This window comes from Elusimicrobiota bacterium (assembly GCA_016706425.1).
In the GTDB taxonomy this organism is placed as follows: domain Bacteria; phylum Elusimicrobiota; class Elusimicrobia; order FEN-1173; family FEN-1173; genus JADJJR01.
The window spans coordinates 887732-905652 of record JADJJR010000001.1 but is presented as its reverse complement, the minus strand read 5'-3'; the positions used below and the strand labels follow the sequence as shown (position 1 = coordinate 905652).

The 17921-nt window shown below is 65.9% G+C and carries 20 protein-coding genes; 6 read left to right on the top strand and 14 right to left on the bottom strand.

All coding sequences use genetic code 11. The annotated features are described in order from the left end of the window. The first annotated feature begins 9 nt into the window (after positions 1-9). From IPI56_03805 to IPI56_03790, 4 genes are read left to right on the top strand one after another with little or no spacing between them, the layout of a single operon-like run. The gene (locus tag IPI56_03805) at positions 10-1188 is read left to right on the top strand and encodes an FIST C-terminal domain-containing protein (GenBank protein ID MBK7544866.1); all 1179 of its coding nucleotides are present in this window, start codon (positions 10-12) and stop codon (positions 1186-1188) included. Further along, positions 1185-2327: a tetratricopeptide repeat protein gene (locus IPI56_03800; protein MBK7544865.1), complete on the top strand. Its 1143-nt coding sequence runs from the start codon at positions 1185-1187 to the stop codon at positions 2325-2327. The genes IPI56_03805 and IPI56_03800 overlap by 4 nt, the downstream gene beginning before the upstream one ends. Before the next feature lie 12 nt (positions 2328-2339). After that, a complete protein-coding gene (locus tag IPI56_03795; protein ID MBK7544864.1) occupies positions 2340-3161 on the top strand; it encodes a hypothetical protein in 822 nt (273 codons plus the stop codon). Continuing rightward, positions 3158-3976, top strand: coding sequence for an alpha/beta fold hydrolase (locus IPI56_03790; GenBank protein ID MBK7544863.1), 819 nt, complete (start codon positions 3158-3160; stop codon positions 3974-3976). Before IPI56_03795 ends, IPI56_03790 begins: the two co-directional genes overlap by 4 nt. On the opposite strand, the gene IPI56_03785 is transcribed toward IPI56_03790, so the two are convergent. The 10 genes from IPI56_03785 to ilvD are packed head-to-tail and all read right to left on the bottom strand — an operon-like array spanning position 3934 to position 13610. Continuing rightward, positions 3934-5070, bottom strand: a complete 1137-nt coding sequence (locus IPI56_03785) for an SAM-dependent methyltransferase (GenBank protein MBK7544862.1) — start codon at positions 5068-5070, stop codon at positions 3934-3936. The genes IPI56_03790 and IPI56_03785 overlap by 43 nt on opposite strands. Continuing rightward, the gene (queG, locus tag IPI56_03780) at positions 5067-6197 is read right to left on the bottom strand and encodes a tRNA epoxyqueuosine(34) reductase QueG (GenBank protein ID MBK7544861.1); all 1131 of its coding nucleotides are present in this window, start codon (positions 6195-6197) and stop codon (positions 5067-5069) included. The genes IPI56_03785 and queG overlap by 4 nt, the downstream gene beginning before the upstream one ends. After that, positions 6194-6919 (bottom strand): glycerophosphodiester phosphodiesterase, encoded by a 726-nt coding sequence (locus IPI56_03775; GenBank protein MBK7544860.1) that lies wholly within the window; start codon positions 6917-6919, stop codon positions 6194-6196. Before IPI56_03775 ends, queG begins: the two co-directional genes overlap by 4 nt. After that, entirely contained in the window at positions 6916-7335 is a 420-nt protein-coding gene (locus tag IPI56_03770) for a hypothetical protein (GenBank protein ID MBK7544859.1), read from the bottom strand. The genes IPI56_03775 and IPI56_03770 overlap by 4 nt, the downstream gene beginning before the upstream one ends. Then, positions 7328-7732, bottom strand: coding sequence for a DUF420 domain-containing protein (locus IPI56_03765; GenBank protein MBK7544858.1), 405 nt, complete (start codon positions 7730-7732; stop codon positions 7328-7330). The genes IPI56_03770 and IPI56_03765 overlap by 8 nt, the downstream gene beginning before the upstream one ends. A gap of 1 nt (position 7733) precedes the next feature. Then, entirely contained in the window at positions 7734-8504 is a 771-nt protein-coding gene (locus IPI56_03760) for an ABC transporter permease (GenBank protein MBK7544857.1), read from the bottom strand. Next, positions 8501-9451: an ATP-binding cassette domain-containing protein gene (locus IPI56_03755; protein ID MBK7544856.1), complete on the bottom strand. Its 951-nt coding sequence runs from the start codon at positions 9449-9451 to the stop codon at positions 8501-8503. The genes IPI56_03760 and IPI56_03755 overlap by 4 nt, the downstream gene beginning before the upstream one ends. Then, complete coding sequence (gene cyoE, locus IPI56_03750) at positions 9448-11181, bottom strand: protoheme IX farnesyltransferase (protein MBK7544855.1); 1734 nt, start codon at positions 11179-11181, stop codon at positions 9448-9450. The genes IPI56_03755 and cyoE overlap by 4 nt, the downstream gene beginning before the upstream one ends. Position 11182: 1 nt before the next feature. Continuing rightward, complete coding sequence (locus tag IPI56_03745; protein ID MBK7544854.1) at positions 11183-11866, bottom strand: cytochrome c; 684 nt, start codon at positions 11864-11866, stop codon at positions 11183-11185. A gap of 1 nt (position 11867) precedes the next feature. Next, positions 11868-13610, bottom strand: a complete 1743-nt coding sequence (gene ilvD, locus IPI56_03740; GenBank protein ID MBK7544853.1) for a dihydroxy-acid dehydratase — start codon at positions 13608-13610, stop codon at positions 11868-11870. Between the two features lie 152 nt (positions 13611-13762). Between ilvD and IPI56_03735 the strand changes: the two genes are divergently transcribed. Next, entirely contained in the window at positions 13763-14512 is a 750-nt protein-coding gene (locus IPI56_03735; protein ID MBK7544852.1) for a hypothetical protein, read from the top strand. 2 nt (positions 14513-14514) lie between these two features. After that, positions 14515-15051 (top strand): hypothetical protein, encoded by a 537-nt coding sequence (locus tag IPI56_03730; GenBank protein ID MBK7544851.1) that lies wholly within the window; start codon positions 14515-14517, stop codon positions 15049-15051. Positions 15052-15283: 232 nt separating this feature from the next. On the opposite strand, the gene IPI56_03725 is transcribed toward IPI56_03730, so the two are convergent. The 4 genes from IPI56_03725 to IPI56_03710 are packed head-to-tail and all read right to left on the bottom strand — an operon-like array spanning position 15284 to position 17902. Then, positions 15284-15565: a 4Fe-4S dicluster domain-containing protein gene (locus tag IPI56_03725; protein MBK7544850.1), complete on the bottom strand. Its 282-nt coding sequence runs from the start codon at positions 15563-15565 to the stop codon at positions 15284-15286. A gap of 27 nt (positions 15566-15592) precedes the next feature. Then, positions 15593-16951 (bottom strand): FAD-dependent monooxygenase, encoded by a 1359-nt coding sequence (locus IPI56_03720; GenBank protein MBK7544849.1) that lies wholly within the window; start codon positions 16949-16951, stop codon positions 15593-15595. A 2-nt stretch (positions 16952-16953) separates the two neighbouring features. Continuing rightward, the gene (locus IPI56_03715) at positions 16954-17322 is read right to left on the bottom strand and encodes a response regulator (protein MBK7544848.1); all 369 of its coding nucleotides are present in this window, start codon (positions 17320-17322) and stop codon (positions 16954-16956) included. Between the two features lie 4 nt (positions 17323-17326). Then, entirely contained in the window at positions 17327-17902 is a 576-nt protein-coding gene (locus IPI56_03710) for a hypothetical protein (protein MBK7544847.1), read from the bottom strand. Positions 17903-17921 lie beyond the last annotated feature (19 nt).

Below are 17921 nucleotides of genomic sequence, written 5' to 3'. Positions count from 1 at the left end.
ATCCGCGCCATGAAATGGGCCTCCACCCTCTCGACCGCGACGCGCCTCGAAACCGCCGTGCGGGAAGCCGCCCTCGGCATCAAGGAGAAACTCGAGGGCGCCGCCCCCGATTTCGCGGCCCTGTTCGTCGCGCAGGCCTTCGCCGAGCGCCGCGAAGACATTCAGAACCTGCTGGCCAAGCATTTGCCCGCGCGCGTCCTCGTCGGGGCGAGCGCGGCCGGGGTCATCGGCGGCGGCCGGGAATGGGAATCCAAGGCGGGGCTGAGCCTCGTCGCGGCCGTCCTGCCCGACGTCAAGTTGCGGACCTTCGCGATCCGGGACGAGGACCTGCCGGACCTCGACGACTCCCCGCGCGCCTGGGAAAGCCTGGTCGGCGTCCGGGCCGCCGAGGAACCCCAGTTCGTGGTGTTGGCGGACCCCTTTTCCATCCGGCTGGACAATTTTTTGTCGGGGCTCGATTACGCTTTCCCCAAATCCGTGAAGGTCGGCGGCGTGGCCTCCGGCGCGTCGGAGCCGGGGCGCGGCGCCCTCTATCTCAACGATCAGTGCCTGCGGGGCGGCCTCGTCGGGGTGTCGTTCACCGGCAATTTGCGCATCGATTCCGTCGTCGCCCAAGGGTGCCGCCCCATCGGGCGCCCCCTGCGCGTCACCGGCTGCAAGGAAAACGCCCTGCTCGCGGTGGATGGAAAACCCCCGGTGGAAATCCTCCAAACGATTTTTAAGGAATTGTCGGACCGCGACCGCCAATTGTTGCGCCAGGCCCTCTTCATCGGCATCGCGATGACCTCCTCGGCCGACGCCCCCCAACCCGGGGATTTTTTGGTGCGGAACATCGTGGGCGTGGACAACGACCACGGCTATTTGGCCGTGGCCGCCCCGTTGCGCCTGGGGCAAACCGTCCAATTCCACCTGCGGGACTCCCGATCCTCCCTCGAGGATCTGCGCCAGGTGTTCGCCCGCTTCAACGGGGGCGCCGCGGCCCCCCACGGCGCCCTGCTGTTTTCCTGCGTCGGACGCGGGGAGGCGTTGTACGGAAAGGCCGACCACGATTCCGCCTTCTTCGAGGAAACCGTGGGCCCGGTGCCCTTGGGCGGCTTTTTTTGCAACGGCGAAATCGGCCCCGTCGGCGGCACCACCTACCTGCACGGCTACACCAGCTGCTTCGGTCTGTTCCGGTCCAAAACATGAAACGGCTGTGGGCGGCCGCGGCGATCCTGTTGGGCGCGGGATCGGTCCGGGCGGAGGACGCCGCCGTCGACGCGCTGATCGACACGGGCCTCGAAGCCATGTACAACCTCGACTACGCCCGGTCGCGCGCGGCGTTCGACGAATTGACGACGCGCTTTCCCCAAAACCCCATCGGCCCCTACGGCCGCGCCACGATCCTCTGGTGGGAACTGACCAACGAATACGATGAACAGAACGACGCCCTGGAGAAGGAATTCCTCGCCGCCGTCCAGGACACCGTTGAAAAAACACGCGCCCTGGCCAAAAACGGCGACCCCACCGGGCTGATCCGCCTCTGCGGGGGAGGCGCCCTCGGGCTCAAAGGCCGCTGGGACGCGATCGGCGGCCACTGGCTCGCGGCCTACCGGGCGGGCAAACAGGCGTTCAACCTTCAGTCCGCCGCCATCAAGGCCAACCCCGCCATGTACGACGCGTACCTGGGTCCCGGCATCTTCCATTATATGGTCGCGACCCTGCCCGCCGCCGCCAAGGTCATCGGCCGCATGATGTTCGGAGGTTCCAAAGAGCAAGGACTGCAAGAAATCCGCCTGACCATGGAGAAGGGGCGTTTCGCCAAAACCGCGGCGCGCCTTTTTTTGGTGAACATTTACGTCAACAACGAGAAGGACCCCGCCGCCGCCCTGGCGCTGTTGCGGGAGGGACGGGCGGCCTATCCCCAAAGCCCGTTTTTCCACTACGTGGAACTTTTGATCCTGGAGGAAGCCAAGGATTGGCCCGCCCTGGAGGCGGGGGCGCGGGACTACCTGGCCAAAATCCACGCCGGGGCGCCCCATTATTCGCCGCGGTTTCAACACATGGGTCTGTTCGCCCTGGCCAACGCCCACCGCGGCGCCGGACGGCTGGACGACGCGCTCGCGCTTTACAGCCGCGTGGTGGACCGGCCCGCCCGCGACGACCGTTGGGTCAGTTTGGCCTATTTAAACCGCGGCAAAACTTTTGATCTTTTGGGCCGCCGCGAAGACGCCCTCGCCGATTACCGCACCGTTTTAAAACGGCGCGACGTGTGGCAACTTCACGACAAAGCCCGGGACCGGGTGCGGCGTCCTCATTCGCCGGACGACGCCCCGCGGCGGCGCTGACCTTTGCGAACGATGGGCCCGCCCCCCCGTCGCGCCGCCGTCTGGCTCGTCACCGTTCTCTTCGCCGGGGGAACCCTCACGGCCATGGGGGCCTCTGTGCTGTGGGTACGCGACGCCGTTAACAACGCTTATTTTCTCCGGAGCACCGGTCCCATCCAAAAAGCGCGCGCCGGCCTTCAAGAAAACGTCGACCGGCAGGTCCGCGACCTGAACGCGGTGGCGGACGGCGTTTCGACCGACGGGGAGTTCGGGCCCGAAGCCTTTCAACACCGGGCGGCCCGCGCCCTCGGCGACAGCGCGGCGATGCGCGCCTTGGATTTTGTCGACCGCTCCGGCCGCGTGCTCTGGACCTTCCCCTTTTCGCCGGAACGGACGAAGCGGGGCGTCACGGGCGATCGGTCGGTCGCGGCCGACCGCGCCGGCCGGGAACAACGCACGACGGCCTCGGGGCTCATCGATCTCTGGGACGGCCGCGTCGGGGTCGCCCTGTACGCGCCGGTGTTCCGGGGGTCCCTCTGGACGGGCCTGGTGGAAGGCACCCTCGAGGTCTTGCGCGTGGCCGCCGGCGGCGCGCCGGGACTCGGGGAACGCTTCGACGTCACCTTCATCGATGAAACCCAGGGGCGGGAATACCGCCCCGTGGAAAGCCCCGGCCCCGCCTCCCCCGCCTACGATCATTACTTTCCCCTCAATCTGGCCGACCGAACCTGGTGGGTGATCCTTCACCCCCTGCGGCCGCCCCCGGCCCTGGCAATCGTCGTGGGGGCGCTCTTTTTGGAAGCCTTGCTGGGCGGTGTTGTCGTTTATTTGTGGTTGAGGAGGAACACGGCATGAATCAACGATCGCGGACCGGACTGTTCATCGCTGTTCTTTTCATGGGCCTGGGATTCGTGGGGCGCCTGCCCGCCGCCCCCCTGGATTTGGCGGTCCCCTGGGGCACCGACGAAAAGGACCCTTTGATTTTGCAGGGCGACTACGTGCCCCCCCAACGGGAGGGCGCCCCCGTCTTGATCGCCCTGCACGGGCTGGGCAGCGATCGCGCCGAATGGCGCCCGCTGGCCGCCGCGGCTCAAAAACGGGGATGGGGCGTGTGCCTTTACGACGCGCGCGGCCACGGAAAAAGCCGGGCGACCTTGACGGGCAAAGCGGTCAATCACGAAGACCGGGCCCAGCGGCGACCCGCTTTTTGGTTCGGCATGATGGACGATTTGGCCCGGGCGTCCCGGGCCGTGGAGGACCGGGGCGTGCCCCCCGCGCGGCAGGTGTGGGTGGGCGCGAGCCTGGGCGCGAACGTGTGCCTTTTAACGGCCTCCCGCGGCGTTCCCCCGGGCGCCTTGGTGTTGATGTCCCCGGGCTTGGATTACGCCGGACTCGAGGTCGATGAAATTCCCGCCCGCGTGGGGGCACCCATGCTTTTTGTTTCCGCCCAGCCCGACACCTACGCCCACATCAGCGCCGAGCGCCTGCTGGGGCAGGCCGATCCCGGCCGATCGAAATGGATCGCCCTCGAAAAGGGGACCGCCCAGGGGGCCCACGGAACGCAGTTGTTCGACGAAAAATTGGAAGGGAAGATGCTGGACTGGGTCGGGCGCGTGATGAAAATGGATCAGCCGCGGTCCGCCGGGGGCGCGCCCAAACCCAAGCGCTGAACCCGGGCGGCGCGCTCAAACCGGAGGGCCGCCCCGCCGGCGTTGACGCTTTGGACCAACACCCGGAATTTTTCTCCGAAGGCCGCCGGGTGCACCAACTGTTGGACCTCCCGCCCCCGGGACGGGACCGCCTCGATCGCGGCCCGCAAAGTCCCCTCCGCCCCCGCGAGCAGAAAAGGCCCCTGATCGCCGTAAAAAACCGTCCGAAACCCCCGCTCTTCCCCGGCCCGCGCGAGGCGGGTGAAATCCACGTGCGCGGTGATGTCTTTTTCACCCACGTCCCGGAAAGGGTCGTCCCCGACGCGGTGGTGCGAAAACGTGCGTCGCGTGCCCCGCGCGCGCGTGGGGTGATGGACTTCGGCCGCCGCGCCCCCGTAATCCACCGTCAACACAAACCCGCGCGCGAGCACCCGGGCCAATTCCTCTTGAACGGCGTCCACCAACGGGCACACTTCGGTCTCTTGACCTTCCTCCAGGGAAATCCCCGCGGACGACAGGAGGGCCACGAGGGCCGGGTCCGACAGGGGGCCCGGGGTTTCGAGCAGACCCCCGTTCCCCTCCGTGACAAAAAGCTCCTCCGGTCCGCCGGCCGCGCCCCGCAGCCGGTGGAAGGGCAGCGCGTCGAAAAACTCGTTGGAGTACACGCACCCTTCGACCCCGGCGGTGTGCTCCAGGTCCGCCAGGGCGGCGTGGAGGTGGACCCCGCCGAACCGCGACAACCGCCGACGCGCCGCCGCCCGGGCCGCGGGGGAAGCTTCCACCAGGTGCGTCGTCACCCGGCGGGCGCGACCGCGCCGGTCCAACGCGGTCAGCACCCGTTCGGCAAGCACGCCGTCCCCCGCCCCCAACTCAATCAACGTCCACCGGGCGGATCCCAGGGCGTCCCACATGTCCACGAGAATTTCAGCCAGAGCCTCCCCGAACAGGGGCACCTGGGCGTTGGTGATGAAATCCCCGGCCCGGCCGGTGCGCGCCCCGGCGGTGTAGTAGCCGTGGCGCGGGTGGGTCAGAGCCCATCCCATGAATTCGGCGAAGGTCACGCGCCCCCGCCGCCCGATTTCCGCGCGAACGGTTTCGGTGAAGGGCCCCGTCACGCCGCCTCCCGCAGGGACCGGTCGATTTCCTCTTTGACGACGGGGTGGGTTTCCGTCGTCCAAGCGCGGTCCAGCCGCGCCCGACCGACCCGGCCCGCGCGCCCCAGGGCCCAGGCCGCGTGCTCCCGCACCACCGGCTCGGGGTCGCGTCGCAGACGGTCGTCCAAAAGATCCGCGAGGGCTTCGGCGTGCCCCCCGTTGGCCGCCGCGACGCACGCGTTGCGCGCCAGTCCCGCCCGTTTGGCCCGCAAAACCGACGTTCCCCGAAACCGCACCCGGAAAGCTTCGTCGGAATCCAGCCGCAAAAGGTCCTCCAGCGACAACCACGGCCCCGGGCCCCGGCGGGCGGAAAATTCCGGCCACCGGTGGGCGGCCGCGCGCGCGTTGAACGGGCAAACGTCTTGGCAATCGTCGCAGCCGAACACCCAGCGGCCGATTTTCGGCCGCAGGTCCCGGGGGATGGCCCCCCGGTTTTCGATGGTGTGGTAGGCCACGCAGAGGCGCGCGTCCAGGACGAACGGGGTGTCCAGGGCGCCCGTGGGGCAGGCGTCCTGGCACCGCCGGCAGGCGCCGCACCCCTGGGGCACGGCGCCCTCGGGGGGCAGTTCCAGATTGACCAGCAGATCGGCCAAAAACAAAAACGAACCGCTGCCGGGGCGGATGAGATTGGTGTTTTTTCCGACAAACCCCAAACCCGCGCGCCGGGCGAAGGCGCGCTCGAGCAACGGCTGGATGTCGACGGCCGGCCGGGACAGGACCGTGGGACCGAAGGCGAGGCGCAAGCGGTCGCGCACGTCCCCGAGGCGCCGCTCGATGACGGCGTGGTAGTCCTCCCCCCAGGCGTAACGGGCCACCCGCCCGGCGGGACCGGCGGGGCGCGGGGCGGTGTCCTCCTCGAAATAAGACACACCCAGCGTGATGAGCGTGCGGGCTTCGGGCATCAGGGCGGTGGGACGGGCCCGGCGTTCGGGATCCCGGGCCAGCCACCCCATGCCCGCGGCCTTGCCGGCCGAACACCAATCGCTCAAAAAAGCGCCGTCGGACGCCGCGGGCGACGCGGCGGTGAAAGCGACCGCCTCGAACCCCGCCGCGGCGGCGGCCGCGCGGACGATGTCCGCGGGGGTCATCGGGCGCGTTCCGGAAAATTGGTGGCCAGGGCGTCGACCCCGGCGGCCCGCAACCGGCGGATCTCGGCCGGCGCGTCGGCCGTCCAGGTGCCGACCCACCACCCCCGCGCGTGGGCCGCCGCGACGAAATCGGGGGTGACCAAATGGCGGCGCGGGAACACGGCGTCGGCCCTCGTCCGCGCCACGCGGCGGGCCAAATCCGGGGGCGTTTCACGAAACAGGAGGCCCACGCGGACGCCGGGCAAAAGCCGTTTGACCCGCGCCGCGGCGCCGTGGTCGAACGAAATGACCGTGGAGCGCCGCACCCAACCCGCCCGCCGGAGGGCGCGCGCGACTTTATCGGCGATGCCCGGGTGGGGACGGTCCTCGGGGCGTTTGATCTCGATCACGAGTTCCAGCGGCCGGCCCCGGCGGGTGCGTCGGTGTTTGGCCCAGGCGAGAAGGTCGCCCAGCCGCCACAGCCTCTCGCCGCGGTGGGCCGGGCCGAACCAGGCGCCGGCGTCGAGATCCCGCAGGGCGGCCCAGGGCATCGCCCGCACGAACCCGTGACCGTCGGTGGTGCGGTCCAAAACATCGTCGTGAATCACCACGGGCACGCCGTCCCGCGACAGGTGGACATCGCATTCCAAAGCGTCCGCGCCCAGGGCGAGGCCCCGTTCAAAGGCGGCGCGGGTGTTTTCGGGCGCGTGCCCCGCGGCGCCCCGGTGGCCGATGAGGATCATCCGCCGAAACGGAGCGCCGCGCGCGCGGCGCCCCCCCACCCGCAAAAATAGACGAAAGCGCCTTCCCCCGCCCACTCCGCCGCCACGGGGCCCAGGGGATCGGGAACATTCCACCCGCGGGCCGCGAACAAAGCCGCCGTGCCCACCAGCGCCGGAACCGGGCCGCCTTCATGGAGCGACAAATTCCCCCCGAACCCGGCGTCCCCGTGCTCTTCAAAAGCGACGACGTCCTTGGCCCCCCGGCTGTTCCACAGCGCGACCCGGTGCAAATCGGGGGCGCCGGGATGCGCCGACCGGGCGGCCAGGCTGGCCGCGACCGTCAGAAAATCACGTTGGTTGTCGATGGTTTCGGGATGGGTGCGGAAGCCGCGGAACCGCCAGGCCGGATCGCCGACGGGGTGGGCGAGTTCATCCATAGAGGAAAAAATATAGGACCACCCCGGTCACGCACACATAAAGCCAAAGTGGCCAGGTCCAGCGCGCCCAGGCCCGGTGCCGTTCCGTCCGGTCCCGCAGGGCCCACACCAGGGTGACGATCACGAGCGGCACGATGACGACGGCCAGGACCGTGTGGGACAGGAGCAGGGCGAAATAGATGGGTCGCGTCCAACCGGTGCCCGTGTAGGACGTGTGACCGATGCCGGCGTGATAGTGGAGGTAAGAGGCCAGGAAGAGAGTTGAAAGAAGAAACGTCGCCCCCATGAGGGCGCGGTGCCAGGCCAAACGGCCCGACCGCACGGCCAGGCGGCCCAAGACCAATAGCACGGCCGCGGTGCCGTTGAGCATCGCGTGCAGGGCCGGTCGGGCGATCATTCTACCCCCGGTCGCGCCGCACGAGGGTCGTCGCCGCCGCGCCCATGACGACGGCGAAGAGCGCCATCACGGCGAGACAGGCGCCCAAGGACGGGCCCGTGGTCGCGCCCAGAAGCGCGCGGTGCAGGCCGTGCACGCCGTAGGTCACGGGGTTGGCGGCCATGGCGGCCGCCAGCCAACGGGGCGCGCCCGCCGACGGGAACACCGCCCCCGACAAAAACCACAGCGGCATCAAAATCAAGTTCATGAGCGCGTGGAACCCCTGGACGGATTCCGACGTCCAGGCGAGCAGGAGCCCCAACCCCGTCAGGCCCAAGCCCAGCAGGACCAACACCGCCAGCGCGGCGGCCACGCCCCCGGCGGTGAGAGGCACGCCCACCATCGGTAAGAAAATGAAAAACAACACCGACTGCCCCACCGCCAAAACCGTGCCGCCCACCATCTTGCCCGCGACCACGGCCGAGCGCGGCGCCGGCGACACCAGCACCGCCTGAAGGAACCCGGCCTGCCGGTCCTCGATCACCGATATCGTCGAAAAAATCGCCGTGAAGAGGCACACGAGCGCCATGGTCCCCGGCAGGAAAAATTGCAGGTAATTGAGCCCTTCGGCGCCGCCCAGGTTCACGCGAAAACTGGAGCCCAACCCCGCCCCCAGGAAGAACCAAAAAAGGAGCGGCGTGGCCAAAGCGCCGATGACCCGGTTGCGCTGGCGCGCGAAGCGCGTCAGCTCCCGCGCCGCCAGGGTGCCCGCCGCCAGAAAAAAAGCCCTCATCCGTTTTTCTCCGCCCAGAACCGGTGGCCGGTGTGCTTCACGAAAACATCCTCCAGCGTGGGCCGCCCCACTTGGACGGTCTCCACCCACCCGGGGAATTTTTCCACCAGTTGGGGCACGAACCGATGGCCGTCGGCCCGCTCGACGCGGACGATGTTGTCGATCACCTGGGCCGTGAGGTCGAAGGCCGCGCGCAGGCCCGCCGCCAACCCGGCCGGGTCGGAAGTCGTCACCGTCACGACCTCCCCGCCGACGGTTTTTTTAAGTTCTTCGGGAGTCCCGAGAGCCGCCAGGCGCCCCCGGTCCAAAATCGCGAGACGCGAACACCGCTCGGCCTCCTCCATCAAATGGGTGGTCACCAGCACCGTCACGCCCTCCCGGGACAAGGCGCTCAAGTAGATCCACAAATCGCGGCGGGCTCCGGGATCCAGGCCCGTGGTCGGTTCGTCCATCAACAAAAGCCCCGGGCGATGCAACAACCCTTTGGCGATCTCGGCCCGCCGCTGGAGGCCGCCGGAAAGATGTTCCACCACGTCCCCGGCCCGGTCGGCCAACCCCACGCGATCCAAAAACTCCAGGGCCCGCGAACGCAGGACCGCCCCGCTCAAACCGTACAACCGTCCCTGGTGGATGAGGTTTTCCAGAACGGTCAGTTTCTTGTCGAGGCTGGGGTTTTGGAAAACCACCCCCAGGGCGGCGCGCGCCGACGCGGGGTCGGACACCACGTCGCGGTCCATCACCCAGGCCTGTCCCGCGGTGGGGGGGAGGGCCGTCGAAAGGATTCGAAAGAGGGTGGTCTTGCCCCCGCCGTTGGGCCCGAGCACGCCGAACAATTCCCCCGCCCGGACATCGAAGGTGACGCCGGAGAGGGCCTCCCGCGCCGGCGAACGGCCCCGGGCCGGGTAGACATGCCGCAGGTTCTCGAGCCGGACGGCGCGGTCGTTCATGAGCGGAATCCGGACCAGACCAGCGCCGTCAGCAAAACGGGCAAATACACGACGGACGCCAAAAAGAGGCGCCGCGCGCGCCGGGTCGTGCGGTCCCGGTGAAAATGAAAACCCAAGGCGACCAGCGCCGCCCCGAGGGCCGTGGCCAGGACCGCGTAGGCTCCCGTCCCCCGCCCCGCCCACACGGGCACCCAGCTCACCGCCAACAGGGCCAGGGCCCCGAGCAACGCGTGGAGGGACGTGCCCCGGCCGTCGGGCTGAACCACCGGCAGCACGACGAACCCCGCCCGGGAATAGTCTTCGCGGTAAAGCCAGGCGAGGGCGAAGAAATGCGGAAATTGCCAAAAGAAAAGAATGCCGAACAGGATCCCCGCGCCCAACTCCAGTCGGCCCGCCGCCGCCGACCAGCCGAACACCGGCGGCAAGGCGCCCGCCACCGCGCCCACCAGGGTGTTGACGGCGGAAATTTTTTTCAAAGGCGTGTAGGCGTAAAGGTAGACGGCCGCCGTGGCCGCCGCCAGCGCGGCCGTGAGACCGTTGACGAAAAGTCCGAGGTAAGAGACGCCCCCGAGCAACAACAGGGCCCCCAGGAACAACGCTTCACCGGGCGAAACACGCCGCGCGGGCAAGGGCCGATCGCCCGTCCGCGCCATCAGGGCGTCGCGGTCCCGTTCTATCAACATGTTGAGGGCGCAGGCGCCCGCCGAAACCAACAACGTGCCCAGGGCCGTGTGTCCCAACCGCCCGAAGGACACCGCCCCCCGGGACGCCAGCAAAAATCCCGCCAGAGCCGTCAAGGCGGCCATCAAGGTGATGCCCGGCTTGGTGAGAGAAACGTAATCGCGCAATCGGTCGCCGTTGAACGCCCCCGGGAACCGTCGCCAGGAGAGAAGCGCCAGGGCCACCGACAAACCCAGGAGAAGCGCCCCCGCGACGACGTGGGCGGTGGCCCAACCCACCGAGGACCACGGGTGGACGGGCCATCCCGGCCCCAGGAAACTCAGCAGGGCCAAGAGACCGAGCAGGCATTGGACGGCGAAAACCGCCGCCACCGCGCCGGCCACGGCCCAAAGGTCTTTTTCCCGCGCGTGGGACAGGGACAGCCGGTGGAAGGACCAACCGATCCACAACAGGATCAACCCGGCGTTCACCAAATGGAACGACAGGGCGTGCCCCGTGTGGCGAACGGTGGCTCCCAAAATCAATTGAAGGTACAACGACGCGACGAGGAGGAGGGCGATGTGCGGCAAAGGGATGTCCGTCCCCCCCGCGTCCGCCGCGGGTTCGCGTTTCCAGAGGGGCGAGGTCCAGACCGCCAGGGCCACGGTCATGCAGAAGAATGTTTGCGCGAGCGTGGCGTGAACGATGGACACCGGCTTGGGGAGCTTCAGGAGAACCGTCAGGCCGCCGAAGACGCCTTGAAGGATGACCAACCCCAGGGCGGCCCAGGCGGTTCGGCGCAACCAGGCGCGGGGGTCCTTCCGGAAAACAATCGCGGTCACGATGGTCAGCAGCCCCACCAGAGTCGCCGCCAGGCGGTGGCCGTGTTCAAACAAAATGCCGCCCACCAGGCGGGGCATGAGGCGGCCGTAGGAGAGGGGCCAGTCGGGCACCGTCAAACCGGAATGGGTGCTGGTCACCAAGCCGCCCAACCCGACAAGGAGCAGTGTCGCGGCGGCCAAGGCGAGGGCGCACCGGAACGGCGCCACGGAAGAGGGCCGATCGATCATGCTATTCGGCCCAATCGTCCGCTTTGGGCGGGGCCAAGCTGTGCAGGTAAGTCACGAGGGCGTCGAGTTCGTCCTCCGAGAGAAAATCTTTCCAGCCGGGCATTTCCACCCAGGGCGGCGGGCGGGTGGGGTCGGCCGGCTCCGGTCGGCGTCCCAACCGAATGCGTTCCTTCAACTCCGGAACGGAGAATCCGTCGCGGGCGTGCTTCAAACCGGGCACCGCGCTGCCCACCACGTTGTTGTTGGGAAAACCGCCCCGCCCCCGGTCGCCGTGGCAGGCCACGCAGCCGACACGGTTGTAAATCATCTCCCCCCGTTTGCGGGGGTCGGCTTTGACCCCGGGGGCGTTCCAAGGGCGCGTGGCGCGGTAGGGCTCGCCGTTTAAAGATTGAAGGTAGGCGACCAAATCCGCGCGCACGTCGTCCTTCAACTTTAAATTGGGCATGGTGGTCCCGAGTTTCCAGGCCGACGGATCCTTCAACCACAAATCCAACCACGCGGCGGAATGTCGGATCCCCACGGTGGTGAGGTCGGGGCCGGCCTGTCCGCCGCCCCGTTCCCCCACGCGGTGGCAGGTCACGCACCCCAGGGCGGCGAACCGCGCCGCCCCGCGTGCCGCCGGGTCTTTCGACGGGGCGCAGGCCGACAGGGCGAACGGGATTAAAATCCAGAGCGCGCGACGCATCTTATCGATCGAACACCGCGCCGGTGTCCGCGCTCAAGACATGCTGGACGTAACGGCCCAACCACCCGCGGGTCACCCGGGGCTTGAAGGGTTTAAGGGACTTTTTCCGTCGCGCCCATTCGGACGCCGGGACCAAGGCATCGAGTTTCCCCCGCCCGGCGTCCACGCGGACGCGGTCGCCTTTTTTTAAAAGGGCCAAGGGACCGCCGGCGGCGGCCTCCGGGGACACGTGGCCGATGCAGAGACCCCGCGTGCCGCCCGAAAAACGCCCGTCGGTGACCAACGCCACGCGCAACCCCGCCCCCATGATGGCCGCGGTGGGGCTCAGCATTTCCTGCATGCCCGGCCCGCCGCGCGGCCCTTCGTAACGGATCACGACCACATCGCCGTTTTTCACGCGGCCCTTCAAAATGCCGTCGAGGGCGTCGTCCTGGGATTCGAAAATCACCGCCGGGCCCTCAAACGTCATCATGTCGGGAGCCACGCCCGCCGTTTTCACCACGCCGCCCCGGGGGGCCAGGTTGCCGAAGAGGACCTTCAATCCGCCCGTGCGGCTGAAGGGGTCTTCCACCCGGCGGATCACGTTGCCGTCGGGCGACGGGGCGTCCCGCAAAAGGTCCGCCAGGGTTCCCGTCACGGTCACCGCGCCGGTGTCGAGGCCGACGTCCGCGCGGGCCACTTCTTTTAAAATGGCCGCCACCCCGCCCACGCGATACACGTCCTCCATGTGGACGTCGGGCCGGGAGGGGCTCACTTTGCAAACGCACGGGGTTTTGCGGGACAGGGCGTTGATCCGTTTCAAATCGTAGGGGACGCCGGCTTCCCGGGCCAGGGCGAGGGTGTGCAACACCGTGTTGGTCGATCCGCCCATGGCCATGTCGCAGACGAAGGCGTTGTCGAGGCTCGCCCGGGTCACGATGTCGCGCGGACGAATGTTGTTGTCGATGCAACGCTTCAAGGCGTGGGCGCCGCGGCGGATCAAGGCTTCGCGCGCGGGGTTGTCGACCGGCCGGCCGTCGGGGCCGCGCACCTGGGCCGGCACGCTGCCGTTGCCGGGCAGGGCCAGACCGATCACTTCGCCCAAACAATTCATCGAGTTCGCCGTGAACATCCCGGAACAGGACCCGCACGACGGGCAGGCCCTCTCGGCCAGGTCGGACAGGGCGCCCTCGGTCATTTTCCCGACGGCGTGCTTGCCCACGCCCTCGAACACCGTCACGAGGTCCGATCCGTCCTCCCCGGCCAACATGGGTCCGCCCGACACGTACACCGCGGGGATGTTGACCCGGACCATGGCGTTGTACATGGCGGGAACGATCTTGTCGCAGTTGCCGAGGCCGATCCAACCGTCGCAGGGATGGGCGACGAGCACGGTTTCGATTTGATCGGTCATGAGTTCCCGGCTCGGGAGGGAGTATTTCATGCCGAAGTGGCCCATGGCGATGCCGTCGTCGACGGCCCCGCCGAGGTTGCAATACCAAACGTTGTAGCCCAGGCCCTTCAGTTCCTTCTCCAGGGCGTGGCCGAGGGCTTCCAAATGGGCGTGGCCGGGGATGTGCGTGGAGTAGGAATTGACGACGGTGACGAACGGCTTGCGCCGGTCGGCGATGGACCCGATGACACCGGCCGCCTTCATCAAGGAGGCGGCGGGCAACATGCGGGCCCCTTCCCCCACGATCCGGCTGCCGTACCGACGAAGATTTTCGATTCCGGGGTTGATGGAGTCCGATCCGTGTCTGGCCATAAAGTCCTCTCTCAGGGCGTGCGCCGCGGCCTGTCTCCCGCGGAAAAGGACAGGATACAATTTCCCGCGATCGACGGAAAGCGCGCGGGGTTTCCTCCCCGGGGCAAGAAACCCTTGAAAAGGGGAGGTTCTTCTGCTATGTTGAATTCGCTATGGCTTTGGGTTTCTCACATCACGATTCAACAACGCGGACCCAAGACCGCCGGTGCCGCACGCGACGCGCCGCTCGGCGCTCGTCGCTTGCGGCCCTCGCTTTTCTGGCGTTGTTCTCCACCGCGCCCCTGCGGGCCTTCGAAGAAGAAGACGACGATCTCGTAAAAAAGTGGCAAGAATCGGAAACCAAATCGAGTTGGGTACTTTCCCCCGCCCTCTACGGCGGTTATCTGGACCCGCTGGACGGGTACCCCCGGTTCGAAAGCTTCGCCAGTGGGGGGTTGGATCTTTATGTGAGGCCCCCTCTCCCCCAATTTCCCAATTGGGCCGACAAACTGGTGGGGCGAATCTCGTTCAACTATTTCCCCTTGGAAGCTCCCAAGGAGGTCCGCGGGGTCATGGAGGACATTTATTCCATCGACTTCAGCGTCCTGTATCGTCTGACCCGGTTCAAGGGAAAACCCGATCATCTCCGTTGGGTGCCGTTTTTGGGGGGAGGCATCGGCGTTTACCAGGACGTGATTAAATCCGAACACCCGGCCTTCTCCTCGCTGGGGCAAATCAAGCAGCGTGAAACGTACATGGGCTTGAACGGTTCGGCGGGTTTTATGCTTCCCTGCTTGGGTCCCATTCGTTTGATTCCGGAAGTCCGGTATCACGCGCTTAAAAAAGAGCACGGGGAGTGGGCGACCCACATCAGCTATCAACTGGGGTTGGCCTATTGGATCCCGGACCGGATCGAGGAGTAACCATGACGCCATTTCAAAAAACAGCGGCGACGGCTCTCCTCCTGATCTTGGGCAGCGGCTGCGATCGTTTCAACGACGGATTGACGGGCACCCCTCCCGCGGGCGCCACGGCCCTAACGTCCTTTAGCGGGACTTACGACCTTTCCCACTTTCCGGATGTTACGGTCACGTTTACCCTGGACACGGACCTGGGCCCCGTGGACAACCTGCAATTGGGCAACGTCGCCGCCCTGACCAAAGAATTTGACGTGGAAATCGACACGGCCACTTTGACGGTGACGGGCACGGTGTCCAAAGGTCCCGACCCCGTCGTCATCACCCAATTGACCAAAGACCCCTTGATCGCGGGGACCTACAGCCTTAATTTCCGAACGAAAACTTCGGGTTATTGGAGTTTCACCCTCGGTTTTGATTACGGGGGACTCAAGAGGACCGTTGACAGTTTTCTGAATTACCAAGGGTCCGCTCTGCCGATAGCCCCGCCCGGCGCCTCCGGGGCAGTCCACGTCACGCCCGCTTCAACGAACAACGGCGGCTGAACTTTAACCCGAATTCCCCAGTTGCGTCGCGGGATTCGACGGAAAATCCGGCCCTCTTTCCTTCACAAAAAAGTTTGCCCGTAGTCCCTGCTACGGACTGCACTTTTTTGTTCGTAAAAAGGGCGGTCTTTTCCGTCTCGGTCCTCGCGATCAACTGCGGAATCCGGGTTAACCCGAATTGTTGGGGAATCAATGAACCCGCCCGAAACCGAGGCGGGTTTTTTATTGGCTTTTAGCCGTAGCGGTACTGGACCCCAAAACCGCCCCGGGGCCAGTGGCATTGGATGTTGTCGAAGGGGCAGAGCATGCGGCAGGCGCCGCATTCGATGCAATTTTCAAAGGAGACGACGAGTTTCTTTTGGGGGTCTTCCCACCGGTACACCTGGGCGGGGCAGATCGTCGTGCAGGGGCGGTCGTGGCAACGGTCGTGGCACACGTCCGCGCTTTTGATGGTGATGTGCGCCTGGTGGTCCGCCTTGTAGGTCAGCGTCCCGAGCTTTTCATCGACGTTCACTTTGGGCAAATCGGGCATAGTGTCCCTTTATCCCCCGTGGGTCATTTTCCAGAGAAGCACGCGCATCTTGAGCGCGAGTTTCATCAGGGTGAATTCGTTTTTAAGGGTCAATTCGGTCTTGGCCAGTTCCTTGACGGCGGGGTTGCGCATCACCCGTTGAAGGATCGCCTTTTGCACATCCCGCCGGGCGCGTCCGTCCACCGCGAAATAGTCCAAGGCCGCCTGGGCCAACAGCTCCGGGCCTTGGTTGACGAGCTCCATGTGCTTCTCGATCAGAGGTTCCAGATCTTTGTGGTCGAAAAGATCGGGGAGGATAAACGAATTGCGCAATTTGGTTTGGTAGGCCGACAGGGTCGCCGCCGAGAAATTCCCCTTCTTTTTCGCCTCGATCACGGTTTCCCCGGCCATGCGACCGGCGGACATGGCCAGGTTCGACCCCTCGCGGTGGGAGGGGTTGACCATCTGGGCCGCGTCGCCGGCGATCAAAAACCCGTCGGCGTAAAGCGGCGGCATCGAGTTGTAGCCCCCCTCGGGAATGAGGTGGGCGGAGTATTCCAGGGGCTTCGCGTCTTTCAACAGACGTCGGACCATGGGGTGGTTCTTGGCGTACTCCAAAAGATCCGGAGGCCGGACGCCTGTTTTCTGGAAATGGGACAGTTTGGCGCCGATGCCGAAGGAAATGGATTCTTTGTTCGTGTACAGGAACGTGTAGCCGAGCATGCCCTGGGTGTTGTCGCCGAACATCTCGATGGTGGTGCCTTCCCCCCGCTCGAGATTAAATCGGTCTTCCAGCTTTTCCCGCGGCAACGCCAGGACCTCTTTGACCCCCAGGGCCACTTCGTCGGAACTCCACTCGTCCAAAAGGCCCAGGCTTTGGGCCAAGAGGGAATTGACGCCGTCCGCGGCGATCACCACATCCGCGTAAAGTTCGTCCCCCTCGCTGGTTTTGACGCCGACCACTTTGCCGTCTTTTTTGATGCCTTCCCGGACGGTCACGCCCGTGAAGAGCTGGGCGCCCGCCTCCTCGGCTTTCTTGGAAAACCATTTGTCGAAGTTGGCCCGGATGATGGTGTAGCAGTTGTGGGGTTCCTGCAACCATTTTTCGGATTTGAAACCCACTTGGAAGGCGGAGTCTTTGGAGAGAACCCAAATTTTCTGTTCGGTGATCGGCCGCTCCATGGGGTTCCCGTCCTCCTTCCAGAACCCGGGGACGATCTCATCGAGCATCTTGGTGTACAGCACGGCGCCCTGCACGTTTTTGGCTCCGGGGACATCGCCCCTCTCGAGCAAAACCACGTTGAGCCCGGCGCGCGCCATGGTGATGGCCGCCGCGGTGCCGGCGGGGCCGGCCCCGACCACGATCGCGTCGAATTTTTCCTCAGCCACGGTTAAAGGGAAACGGGCGCCACCTGGCGCGCCGCCTGTTCGAGGTCTTGGGGCGTGAAAGGCTTCGAGAGGAAACCCTTCACTTGGTTGAATTTTGAAAACATGTCTTGGGTGAACTCCAACGCCGTCACAACGATGACCGGCAAGTTTTTGAGGGACGCGTTCGCCGACATTTTCAGAAGGATCGAGTGGCCGTCGAGTCCGGGCAACATCACGTCCAGGAGGAGCATGTCCACTTTTTCCCGGAGCAACAGCTCCAGCGTGGCCGGCCCGGTGGCGGTTTCCACAACCGAGTAGCCCCCCCGCTCAAGGACGGCCCGGGCGAGTTCACGAATGTTTGCTTCGTCGTCCGCGACGAGGACACGGGGCATGGATTTATTTCTCGTAAAGCTCTTTGTAACGGGCCGGGTTCTTGGCTTTGAAATCAAGCAGAAGTTTTTCGCGTTGGGCTTTCCAGACGGCGGCGTTCTTGCCGGATTTTCGCTGTTCGCTGTCGTACACGAGGAACCGGTAAACCGCTTTGCCCTCCGGCTCGGAGATTTCGCAACCGGGTTTCGCCATCATACGCTTCACGTAGCGCTGCCAAATGTCGTTTTCCACCTGCCAGACGGCGGGGTTTTTGAACATGTCTTTGTTGGCGCCCTGGAGGCGAACCAAGTTGGCGGCCTTCTCTTCTTTCTTGCCAGGGACCTCGAAGAACTGGCTGTTCAAGGGCCGGGCCGCTGAATGGCATTTCGCGCATTTGACGAGCAGCACCTCTTTGTAGGCTTTCACGTGCTCCGCGGGGTAGGCGGCGAGCTGGGCGTCCGTCAGTTTTTCGGGCCCGAAATCGTTGGCGTAGGGGCTGGCGAGGGCTTTTTTGCGTTCGGCCTCGAACGCGGTGTCCGCGGCGAAGACCGCGCTCCCGGTCAAAGCCAACACCGTCATGAGAAATTGAATGGTTTTTTTCATAGGATTCCTCCGTTCCCCT

What these genes read in the sequence shown, in the direction of transcription:
- IPI56_03805 (MBK7544866.1), top strand. Translation starts at nt 10, where the DNA reads ATGAAATGGGCCTCCACCCTCTCGACCGCGACGCGCCTCGAAACCGCC.
- IPI56_03800 (MBK7544865.1), top strand. Translation starts at nt 1,185, where the DNA reads ATGAAACGGCTGTGGGCGGCCGCGGCGATCCTGTTGGGCGCGGGATCG.
- IPI56_03795 (MBK7544864.1), top strand. Translation starts at nt 2,340, where the DNA reads ATGGGCCCGCCCCCCCGTCGCGCCGCCGTCTGGCTCGTCACCGTTCTC.
- IPI56_03790 (MBK7544863.1), top strand. Translation starts at nt 3,158, where the DNA reads ATGAATCAACGATCGCGGACCGGACTGTTCATCGCTGTTCTTTTCATG.
- queG (MBK7544861.1), bottom strand. Translation starts at nt 6,197, where the DNA reads ATGACCCCCGCGGACATCGTCCGCGCGGCCGCCGCCGCGGCGGGGTTC.
- IPI56_03775 (MBK7544860.1), bottom strand. Translation starts at nt 6,919, where the DNA reads ATGATCCTCATCGGCCACCGGGGCGCCGCGGGGCACGCGCCCGAAAAC.
- IPI56_03770 (MBK7544859.1), bottom strand. Translation starts at nt 7,335, where the DNA reads ATGGATGAACTCGCCCACCCCGTCGGCGATCCGGCCTGGCGGTTCCGC.
- IPI56_03765 (MBK7544858.1), bottom strand. Translation starts at nt 7,732, where the DNA reads ATGATCGCCCGACCGGCCCTGCACGCGATGCTCAACGGCACCGCGGCC.
- IPI56_03760 (MBK7544857.1), bottom strand. Translation starts at nt 8,504, where the DNA reads ATGAGGGCTTTTTTTCTGGCGGCGGGCACCCTGGCGGCGCGGGAGCTG.
- IPI56_03755 (MBK7544856.1), bottom strand. Translation starts at nt 9,451, where the DNA reads ATGAACGACCGCGCCGTCCGGCTCGAGAACCTGCGGCATGTCTACCCG.
- cyoE (MBK7544855.1), bottom strand. Translation starts at nt 11,181, where the DNA reads ATGATCGATCGGCCCTCTTCCGTGGCGCCGTTCCGGTGCGCCCTCGCC.
- IPI56_03745 (MBK7544854.1), bottom strand. Translation starts at nt 11,866, where the DNA reads ATGCGTCGCGCGCTCTGGATTTTAATCCCGTTCGCCCTGTCGGCCTGC.
- ilvD (MBK7544853.1), bottom strand. Translation starts at nt 13,610, where the DNA reads ATGGCCAGACACGGATCGGACTCCATCAACCCCGGAATCGAAAATCTT.
- IPI56_03735 (MBK7544852.1), top strand. Translation starts at nt 13,763, where the DNA reads ATGGCTTTGGGTTTCTCACATCACGATTCAACAACGCGGACCCAAGAC.
- IPI56_03730 (MBK7544851.1), top strand. Translation starts at nt 14,515, where the DNA reads ATGACGCCATTTCAAAAAACAGCGGCGACGGCTCTCCTCCTGATCTTG.
- IPI56_03715 (MBK7544848.1), bottom strand. Translation starts at nt 17,322, where the DNA reads ATGCCCCGTGTCCTCGTCGCGGACGACGAAGCAAACATTCGTGAACTC.
- IPI56_03710 (MBK7544847.1), bottom strand. Translation starts at nt 17,902, where the DNA reads ATGAAAAAAACCATTCAATTTCTCATGACGGTGTTGGCTTTGACCGGG.